This window comes from Cellulomonas jepli, assembly GCF_047229345.1.
Classification (GTDB): Bacteria; Actinomycetota; Actinomycetes; order Actinomycetales; family Cellulomonadaceae; genus Cellulomonas_A.
On sequence record NZ_JBFTER010000027.1, the window covers coordinates 39703 to 49029 of the forward strand.

Genomic DNA, 9327 nt, shown 5'->3' on the forward strand with positions numbered 1-9327 from the left:
GCAGCGACGTGTGCGGCTCGAGCCGCGCGACGATCAGGTGCTCCTCACACGAGGTGAGGCGCGACGCGTCGTGCTCGACGGCTCACCCCGGCAGGGCGCGCGGCCCCGCGGCGTCTGCGGCGAGGCTCGATCCGGCGCCCGGTGCGCTCACGGGCGCGGGCGGCGACGCGGCTCAGCTCGAGCGACGCGACCGCGTCGGACGACGGCGGGCGTCAGCCGTAGAACTCGCCGTCCTCCTGGACGCCCTTCGTGTACTCCCAGTGCCAGCGCTCGTACGGGCCGCTGCCGCCGGGGCGGGCCCACGCGGGGTTGTCCCAGCCGAAGGACGGGGCGTTCTCGTTGAGCCACGTCCACTTGGCGCCCGTGGTCTCCGAGGAGCACAGGTCGACGGCGAGGCCCCAGCCGTGGTTGCTCTTGCCGGGGGCCGCCGCGAGGCCGCCCTTCTGCGCCTTGACGGACCGCTGCTGCGCGAGCGTCCGGTAGCCGCTCGAGATGCACATGTCGACGCCGAAGCGGGCGATGAACGCCTGGTTGAGGACCGCGAGCGACACCGCGGCGTCCGCGCGCAGCTGGGTCTTGCCCTCCCACAGCGTGCACAGGTCCCCGGTCGCGAGCAGGCCGTTGGCGCCGGCTGCGCGGGTCGCGCCGTCGCAGCCCGGCAGCGGCTCGCGCTCCTCGCTGCGGCTCGCGGTGAGGTCCGAGCGCATCGGGCTCGCGTCCGCCGAGACGAGGGACGCCGGCGGCAGCCCCGACGCGCTCGACGCGGTGAGAGCCTCGACGGTGTCGGGGAGCTGGGCCTCGACGACCGCGGGGTCACCGAAGTCCCCGCCACCCGGGAGCGCGTTCTCGACGACGGGGACGACGACCGTGACGCCGAGCAGCGCAGCGACCACGCCGGTCCGTGCGGCCCAGGTGCCGCCCCGCGGGCCGTGCGCGATGCCCTTCGGCGGGGCGCTGCTCGCCGAGCGTGCGACCCGCGGCGACGTCGAGCCGGACGACGCGCGCGCGGCGCGGCGGGAGGCGACGGCGCGGGAGTCGGCCGCGTGCCCTGCATTCGCGTCCGTCGCGGCGGGGATCACGTGGGTCGTGTCCGCGCCGGGTGTCGCGGGGATCAGGTGCGTCGTGTCGGCGTCGGCAACCGGCGCCAGGACGTGGGTCGAGTCGACGTCCGGCGTCGCCGTCATGACGTGGGTCGAGTCGATGTCCGGGGTGCGCGGGGCGACGCGGTTCTCCTCGACCGCCGGGGTGCGCGCGACGACGCGCGTCTCCTCGACCGCCCGGGCCCGCGGGACGACGCGCGTCTCCTCGACCGCCGGGGGGCGCGGGGCGACGCGGGGCTCGTGCAGCGCACCGCCGCGCTGCGGGGCGACGGGCGCCTCGGGTGCGCTCCCACGGCGGACGATCCTGGTCTCGTCGGCGGCGCCCGGGCGGCTGACCTCGGTGGGCGCGTCGGCCACGGCGCGGCGGGCGGCGCGCGTCTCGCCGGCACCTGCGGACCACGTGGCGGTACGCGTCTCGCCCGCTGTCCCGGCACGTGACGCGGTGCGCGTCTCTGCCGCAGCCTCGCCGGCGCGGGTCGCGGCGGATGCTCCGCCGACGTTCGTCCAGCGCAGGGGCCGCGGCTCCGTGGCGGCGCCGTCCCGCGGGACCACGCGGGTCTCGTCGACCGCACCGGCGTCCCGGAGCCTGGCCCGCGACGCCACGCGCGACGGTCCCTGCGGCGCAGCACCGGCGGTTCCGGCGGTGCTGCCACGCACGTCGGACGCCGGGGCGCCGGGACCGCGGTGCAGGACGCGCGTCGTCTCGGGAGACGTCGAGCGCGACAGGACGCGGGTCTCGTCAGGGGTAGTGCCGCGCGGGACGGCGAGCGTCGCGACGGGTGCTGCCGTGGCCGCCCCCTCGCGCACCCGCGCCGTGGGCTCGGCGCCGCGCGGGACCCGGCTGGGCTCCGGGGCGAGGGTCGGCACGGGGGCTGCTGCAGCCGCAGCGTCGAGAGCGGCCTGCCGGGCCTTCTCGGCCTCGCGGAGCTGACGACGCGAGACGGGGGCTGCGGGAGCGGACTCGAGCGGGTCGGACCTCACGGAACCTCCGCTCACGACTGGTCGGGACAGGACGTCACCCGCACTCTCGCACGTCCGGGCACCGGTTCAGGCGCCCTTCCGCGGGGTGCGGTCACGAAACCATAACGGACGGTCGGGGGCGAACCAACCCCGTTGGACGGGCGTCCAGGACCGAGTCCTGGCGACCGGCGCGCGTGAACAACGCCCGAACAACGTGCGAACCACCCGGTCAGAGCTGCTGGCGCTGCATCGCGTCACGGACCTCGCCGACGAGCTCCTCGAGGATGTCCTCGAGGAACACCACGCCGACGGCCCGGCCGTCGACGTCGACCCGCGCGAGGTGCGAGCCCGAGCGCTGCATGGCGCCGAGCGCCGTCTCGACCTCGTCGTCCGGCCCGACGACCGCGAGCGCCCGCACCCGCCACGCCGGGACCGCCATGGTGCGGTTCGTCGCGTCGGCGTACAGGACGTCCTTGAGGTGCAGGTACCCGCTGATGACGCCGCTCTGGCTGCCGACGGGGAACCGGCTGTAGCCGGTGCGGGCCACGAGGCGCTCGACCTCGTCGGGCGTCGCACCCTCGGGGGCCATGACGAGGTCGTCGACCGGGATCATGACCTCGGCGGCGGTCTTGTCGGAGAACTCGATCGCGCCGGACAGCAGGCCCTGCGCGTCGTCGAGCAGCCCCTCGGCCTGCGAGCGCTCGACGATCGACTGCACCTCCTCGGCGGTGAACGCGGAGGCGACCTCGTCCTTGGGCTCGACGCCGAACGCGCGGAGCACGTGGTTGGCGAGCCAGTTGAGCGCGTGGATGAGCGGGCGCACGACGCGCCCGAGCCACACGAGCGGCGGCCCGAACCACAGGACGGCCTTGTCGGGGCTCGACACGGCCAGGTTCTTGGGCACCATCTCGCCGAGGACGACGTGCAGGTAGACGACGATCAGCAGCGCGACGACGAACGCGATCGGGTGCGCGAGGTCCGTGCTCACGCCGAGCGCGTGCAGCGGGTCCTCGATGAGGTGCGCGATCGCGGGCTCGGCGACGACGCCGAGGCTCGTCGAGCAGACCGTCACGCCGAGCTGCGCGCACGCGAGCATGAGCGAGACGTGCTCCATGGCCCACAGCACGGTCTTCGCGCGGCGGTCACCGGCGGCCGCGAGCGGCTCGATCGCGCTGCGACGGGCGGACAGGATGGCGAACTCGGCGCCGACGAAGAACGCGTTGCCGGCGAGCAGCAGCACGCCGAGGAGGAGCGCGACCTCGGAGCTCATGCGCGCTCACCCCCGCGGGCGCCGGACGTGCGCGGAGCGTCGGCGGTCTCGCCGTCGTCCTCGTCGGGTGCGGCCTGCACGACGAGGCGCTCGACGCGCCGGCCCTGCATCTGCTCGACCCGCAGCCGCACGCCGTCGACGACGACCTCGTCACCGAGCTGCGGCACGCGGCCGAGCGCGGCCATGACGAGCCCGCCGAGCGTCTCGTAGGGGCCGTCGTCGGGCACGGTGAGGCCGGTGACCTCGGTGAGCTCGTCGGGGCGCAGCAGCCCGGGCAGCGCCCACGAGCCGTCGATGCGCCGCGCGCTCGTCGCGCGCCGGCGGTCGTGCTCGTCGGCGACGTCCCCGACGAGCTCCTCGATGACGTCCTCGAGCGTGACGACGCCCGACGTGCCGCCGTACTCGTCGACGACGACGGCCATCTGCAGGCCGAGGTCCCGCAGCTCGACGAGCAGCGGTCCGAGCCGGACGGTCTCGGGGACGCGCGGCGTCTCGACCATGAGCGCGGCGACGGGGACCTCGGGCCGCTTCTCGAAGGGCACGCCGATCGCGCGGCGCAGGTGCACGACACCGACGATGTCGTCGCGGCTCTCCCCGATCACCGGGAACCGGGAGTGACCGGTCTCGCGCGCACGGGTCATGACGTCGGCGGCGGTGTGCTCGCGGCGGAGCACGACCATGCGCTGCCGGTCGGTCATGACGTCGACGGCGGTGAGCTCCTCGAAGTCGATCGAGTTCGTCAGCAGCGTCGCGGTCGACTCGTCGAGCGTCCCGACGGCCGCCGAGCGACGCACGAGCGAGGCGAGCTCCTGCGGCGAGCGCCCGCCGGAGAGCTCCTCGCGCGGCTCGACGCCGACGCGGCGCAGGATCGCGTTGGCGCTGCCGTTGAAGAACGCGATGACCGGGCTCAGGGCGGTCGTGAACGCCCGCTGGAGGGGCGCGACCGCGCGCGCGGTGCCGAGCGGGTGGCTCAGCGCGAAGTTCTTGGGGACGAGCTCGCCGAACAGCATCGAGAAGCCGTTGACGAGGATGATCGCGAGGAGCACGGCCACCGCTCCCCCGACGGCCGCGCCGAGGAACGAGTCCTCGAGCGCCCCGCCGAACATCCGGGCGACCGCGGGCTGCGTCGTGTAGCCCAGCAGGATCGTCGTCACGGTGATGCCGACCTGCGCGCCCGAGAGCTCGGTCGACAGCCGGCGCAGGGCCTTGACGACGGACTGGCCGCGCTTGTCGTCGGGGCGGGTGTCCTTCTCGACGAGGCCGGGGTCGAGGGTCACGAGCGCGAACTCGCTCGCGACGAAGACGGCGGTCCCCGCGGTGAGGAGCACGCCGAGACCGACGAGGAGCCACTCGGTCAGCACGCGGACCTCCCGGCGCCGGCGACGCTGCGGTCACCGTCGGGGCGGCGCGCGGCCGACGGACCGCACGGCACGGCGGCGGTCGTCAGGGCACGGGGGACGAGGGCAGTGGAGGGGCCGGCATGGTCGCTCCCGGGCTCGGAGGCCCGGGCAGCACGCCGGCAGCTACTTGAGCTGCTCATGGTCGGACCATCGTACGGAACGCCGGACCACGCGGCATCCGGCACGCGACCGCCCGGACGGTGCAAGCGCGCGGGCGGCGCGGCTCCGGATGAGGAGCCGGCGGGCGTCGGTCCGGGACCCGGCACGGCGGGGGTGCGTCCCGCGCCCACGCGCCTGTGCCACCCTGGGCCCATGGCGATCTCGAGCACCCCCGGCGCCGGCGGCGCGGCGCAGAAGACCGGCGCGACCACCACCGTCCTCGTCGTCGAGGACGAGCCGGCGATCGCGCAGGCGATCAGCCAGCGCCTGTCCGCGGAGGGCTGGCGCGTCGAGACGGTCGGCGACGGCCACGCGGGCGTCGAGGCGGCGGCCCGGCTGCAGCCCGACGTCGTCGTCCTCGACGTGATGCTGCCCGGGATCGACGGGCTCGAGGTGTGCCGGCGCGTCCAGGCCGAGCGGCCCGTGCCCGTCCTGATGCTCACGGCGCGCGACGACGAGACCGACATGCTCATCGGGCTGGGCGTCGGGGCCGACGACTACATGACGAAGCCGTTCTCGATGCGTGAGCTCGTCGCCCGGACGAAGGCGCTGCTGCGCAGGACCGAGCGCGCGGCCCAGGCTGCCGTGCAGCAGGCGAGCCAGCCCGACGCGACCCCGCCGCTGACCGTCGGGGACGTCGTCGTGGACCGCGCGCAGCGCCGCGTGCACCGCGCCGGCGAGGAGGTCCACCTCACGCCGACCGAGTTCGACCTGCTGCTGACCCTCGCGGCGACGCCCCGCACCGTCCTCACGCGCGAGCGCCTGCTCGCCGAGGTGTGGGACTGGGTCGACGCGAGCGGCACGCGCACCGTCGACTCCCACGTCAAGGCCCTGCGCCGCAAGCTCGGCGCGGACCTGATCCGCACGGTGCACGGCGTCGGTTACGCGTTCGAGCCGGCGACAGCACCCTCGGGCTCGCCGACCCCGTGAGCGCGGGGGTCCCCCGGCACTCGCGGTCGGACGGGCGCCGGCCGCTGCTGCCCGACGTCCGCCCGCTCGACAGCTTCCGCTCGATCAAGATCAAGCTCGGCATCCTGGTCGCGGCGACCGTGACCCTCGCGGCGTTCGTCACGTGGCTGGGCCTGCACAACTCGCTGGGGCCGAGCCGGACGCTGCCGCTCGCCGTCGCGTTCTCGCTCGTCGTCACGCAGGTCCTCGCGCGGGGCATGACGTCGCCGCTGCGCGAGATGACGGCGGCCGCGCGGGCCATGGCGAGCGGCGACTACTCCCAGCGCGTGCAGGCCACGAGCCACGACGAGGTCGGTCAGCTCGCGGCGGCGTTCAACACGATGGCCGAGGACCTGGAGTCGGCGGACACGCTGCGTCGCGAGCTCGTCGCGAACGTCTCGCACGAGCTCCGCACCCCGGTCACGGCGCTGCAGGCCCAGCTCGAGAACATCGTCGACGGCGTGAGCGAGGCCGACCCCGCGACGATGCGCGCGGCCCTCGCGCAGACCGAGCGGCTCGGACGGCTCGTCGCGTACCTGCTCGACCTCTCGCGCGTCGAGGCCGGTGCGGTCGGCCTCGACATCACCGACCTGCCGCTGCGCGAGTTCCTCCAGGAGGCCGCCGACCAGGCCGCGCTCGTCGGCGCCGAGCGGGGGCTGCGCTTCCCGGTCGTCGTCGAGCCGCCCGACCTGACCGTGCCCGCCGACCGCGAGCGCCTGCACCAGGTCGTGGCGAACCTCCTGCACAACGCCGTCCGGCACTCCCCGACGGGTGCGGAGGTGCGGCTCGAGGCGCGCCGGGCCGGCGGGGACGTGCGCATCGACGTCGTGGACCACGGGCCCGGCATCGCGCGCGACCAGCGCCAGCAGGTGTTCGAGCGGTTCGTGCGCGGCAACACCCCGGCGATCACAGGGCAGAGCTCGACGGGCGGCACGGGCCTCGGCCTCGCGATCGTGCGCTGGGCCGTGGACCTGCACGGGGGCTCGATCGTCGTCGCGGACACGGGCGCCGAGACCGGCTGCACGATGCGCGTCACGCTCCCCGCGCGGCGCTGAGCCCGGGCGCCCCGGGGCGTCCGCCCGACGCCCGGTCCGGGACACGCCGGGCTGCTCGTGCCCCGGGCGGCACGCTCAGTAGGGTGCCGCCATGACTCCGACCGCCGTCGAGGACGGCATCAGCGTCCGCAACCTCTCCAAGACCTTCGGCGCCGTGCGCGCGGTCGACGACCTGTCGTTCGACGTCCGCCCGGGCCGGGTCACCGGCTTCCTGGGCCCCAACGGCGCCGGGAAGACGACGACGCTGCGCATGCTGCTCGGTCTCGTCGAGCCGACCTCCGGGACCGCGACGATCAGCGGCCGTCGGTACGCCGACATCGAGCGTCCGCAGCGCGTCGTCGGCGCCGCGCTCGAGGCCGCGAGCTTCCACCCGGGCCGCACGGCGCTCGACCACCTGCGCGTGTACGCGCCCCAGGCGGGGGTGCCGGACGCCCGCGCCCGCGAGGTGCTCGACCTCGTCGGGCTCTCGGACGCGGCGCGGCGGCGCGTGGGCGGGTTCTCGCTCGGCATGCGCCAGCGGCTCGCGCTGGCCACGACGCTGCTCGCCGACCCGCGCGTGCTGCTGCTCGACGAGCCGGCGAACGGGCTCGACCCCGAGGGGATCCGCTGGCTGCGCGTGTTCCTGCGCGCGCTCGCCGCCGAGGGTCGCACGGTGCTGGTGTCGAGCCACGTGCTCTCCGAGGTCGAGCAGACGGTCGACGACGTCGTCATCATCGCCCGCGGCCGGCTCGTGCACGCCTCGACGCTCGCGGGTCTCGAGCAGCTCGCGGCGCCGGGCGTCCGCATCACCTCCCCGGACGTCGCCGGGCTGCACGCCCTCGTCGAGCGCGAGGGCTGGTCCCTCGCCCCCGTGGCCGCGACCACCGACGGCGCCCCCGGCGCTCGTCCCGCCGCGGGTGCGCCGACCGTCCCGGGTGCCAGGACCGCGACCCTCGAGCTCCGGGACGTCGACGCCGCGACCGTGGGCGCCGCGGCGCACCGCGCCGGCCTCGAGCTGCACGGGCTCGCCGCGCGCGACACCGGGCTCGAGTCGATCTTCCTCGGCCTGACCGGCGGCGGGGCCGCGCCGCCCGCAGCGCCCGCAGCACCCGCAGTGCCCGCAGCACCCGCCGCCCCCACGACCCCGACCGGAGGTGCCCGATGAGGGCCGCGCTCGTCACCGAGTACCGCAAGATCGTCACGACGCGGCTCTGGTGGGTCCTGCTGCTCGTCATGGTCGGTTACATGATGTTCATCGCCGGGTTCATGGCGTGGGCGTTCACGCAGGGCGGCGGCATGGGCGGCGGCCCGAGCGCGGGCGGCGGGGGCGAGGCGCCGGAGCTGACCCCGGAGGCGGTCGTGCGCACGGTCTACACGATCGCCGTGACGTTCGGGTACGTGTTCCCCGTCGTCGTCGGCGCCCTCTCGGTCACGACCGAGTTCCGGCACCAGACCATCACCCCGACGCTGCTCGCCGAGCCCCGCCGGAACGTGGTCCTCGGCGCGAAGCTCGTCGCCGGCCTGGTCATCGGCCTCGTGTTCGGGGTCGTCGCGACGCTCGTCACGGCGGGCACCGGGGCGGGCGTGCTCGCGGCGCTCGGCGAGCCGACGTTCCTGGGCGAGGTCGAGACGTGGCGCACGCTCGCGCTCTCGGCGCTCGCGCTCGCCATGTGGTCGGTCGTGGGCGTCGCGCTCGGCACCGTGCTGACGAACCAGGTCGCGGCGATCGTCGTGCTCATCGCGTTCACCCAGTTCGTCGAGCCGGTGCTGCGCGTCGTCCTCGGCCTCACGTCGTGGGGCAAGGACGTGGCGTCGTTCCTGCCGGGGGCGGCCGGCGAGGCCGTCTCGGGCGGGTCGTTCTACGCGGAGTCCGGCATGGGGGCGCTGCTCGACTGGTGGCAGGGCATGCTCGTCCTCGCGGCGTACGCGCTGGTGCTCGCAGTGATCGGGCGCGCGACGACGTTCCGGCGCGACATCACATGACCTTGCCGACCCGGTCAGCACCGGGTCTTGGGACCCGGGAGACAGCCCCGTGACCCCCGGTTGACCGCGCCGGACGGACTTCGCCGAAGTCCGATGGAAAGCGCTTTCTGAGCGCGCGCGGAGTGCTCGTCCGTGACCGTGCTGACGTAGGGTTGTCGTCAAACAGATCCGGCGATGACGCGGCGCGGCCGCGGCGGAAGTGGGCGATCCTCGCGTGTCCCAGAAGGCAGAGCCAGTCTCGAGCAAGGCCGATTTCGGCGCCAACGAGTGGCTCGTCGACGAGCTGTACGAGCAGTACCTCAAGGACAAGAACGCGGTCGACCCCGCGTGGTGGGAGTTCTTCGAGGGCTACAAGCCGGGCGAGGGCGGTGACGGCAGCGGCGCCGGCGCACCCGACGCCGCAGCGACGCCGGCCACCGCACCCGCCCCCACCGGCGCCCCCACCGGCGCGCCGAGCCTGGTCGTGAGCCGCA

General features: G+C 75.2%; 8 protein-coding genes. 5 read left to right on the plus strand and 3 right to left on the minus strand.

What is annotated here, in order from left to right; translation table 11 throughout:
• Positions 1 to 212 precede the first annotated feature (212 nt).
• The 3 genes from AB6N24_RS08750 to AB6N24_RS08760 form a co-directional block, all read right to left on the minus strand.
• On the minus strand, positions 213 to 2081 hold the full coding sequence (locus AB6N24_RS08750) for a D-alanyl-D-alanine carboxypeptidase family protein (protein WP_412869012.1): 1869 nt from the start codon (positions 2079 to 2081) through the stop codon (positions 213 to 215).
• A 208-nt stretch (positions 2082 to 2289) separates the two neighbouring features.
• Positions 2290 to 3330 carry a hemolysin family protein gene (locus AB6N24_RS08755; RefSeq protein ID WP_412869013.1) on the minus strand — a complete coding sequence of 347 codons (1041 nt, stop codon included), beginning with the start codon at positions 3328 to 3330 and terminating at the stop codon, positions 2290 to 2292.
• Positions 3327 to 4691 carry a hemolysin family protein gene (locus AB6N24_RS08760; RefSeq protein WP_412869014.1) on the minus strand — a complete coding sequence of 455 codons (1365 nt, stop codon included), beginning with the start codon at positions 4689 to 4691 and terminating at the stop codon, positions 3327 to 3329. Before AB6N24_RS08760 ends, AB6N24_RS08755 begins: the two co-directional genes overlap by 4 nt.
• Before the next feature lie 351 nt (positions 4692 to 5042).
• Between AB6N24_RS08760 and AB6N24_RS08765 the strand changes: the two genes are divergently transcribed.
• The 5 genes from AB6N24_RS08765 to AB6N24_RS08785 form a co-directional block, all read left to right on the plus strand.
• Entirely contained in the window at positions 5043 to 5819 is a 777-nt protein-coding gene (locus AB6N24_RS08765) for a response regulator transcription factor (protein ID WP_412869015.1), read from the plus strand.
• Positions 5816 to 6892, plus strand: coding sequence for a HAMP domain-containing sensor histidine kinase (locus AB6N24_RS08770; protein ID WP_412869016.1), 1077 nt, complete (start codon positions 5816 to 5818; stop codon positions 6890 to 6892). Before AB6N24_RS08765 ends, AB6N24_RS08770 begins: the two co-directional genes overlap by 4 nt.
• A 91-nt stretch (positions 6893 to 6983) precedes the next feature.
• A complete protein-coding gene (locus AB6N24_RS08775; protein ID WP_412869017.1) occupies positions 6984 to 8036 on the plus strand; it encodes an ABC transporter ATP-binding protein in 1053 nt (350 codons plus the stop codon).
• Positions 8033 to 8854 carry an ABC transporter permease gene (locus tag AB6N24_RS08780; RefSeq protein WP_412869018.1) on the plus strand — a complete coding sequence of 274 codons (822 nt, stop codon included), beginning with the start codon at positions 8033 to 8035 and terminating at the stop codon, positions 8852 to 8854. Before AB6N24_RS08775 ends, AB6N24_RS08780 begins: the two co-directional genes overlap by 4 nt.
• Positions 8855 to 9068: 214 nt before the next feature.
• Positions 9069 to 9327 (plus strand): 2-oxoglutarate dehydrogenase E1 subunit family protein (locus tag AB6N24_RS08785; RefSeq protein WP_412869019.1); only part of this gene is annotated, 259 nt, incomplete at its 3' end.

Coding starts and splice junctions, on each gene's coding strand:
- AB6N24_RS08755 (WP_412869013.1), bottom strand. CDS start 3,330: ATGAGCTCCGAGGTCGCGCTCCTCCTCGGCGTGCTGCTGCTCGCCGGC.
- AB6N24_RS08775 (WP_412869017.1), top strand. CDS start 6,984: ATGACTCCGACCGCCGTCGAGGACGGCATCAGCGTCCGCAACCTCTCC.
- AB6N24_RS08765 (WP_412869015.1), top strand. CDS start 5,043: ATGGCGATCTCGAGCACCCCCGGCGCCGGCGGCGCGGCGCAGAAGACC.
- AB6N24_RS08780 (WP_412869018.1), top strand. CDS start 8,033: ATGAGGGCCGCGCTCGTCACCGAGTACCGCAAGATCGTCACGACGCGG.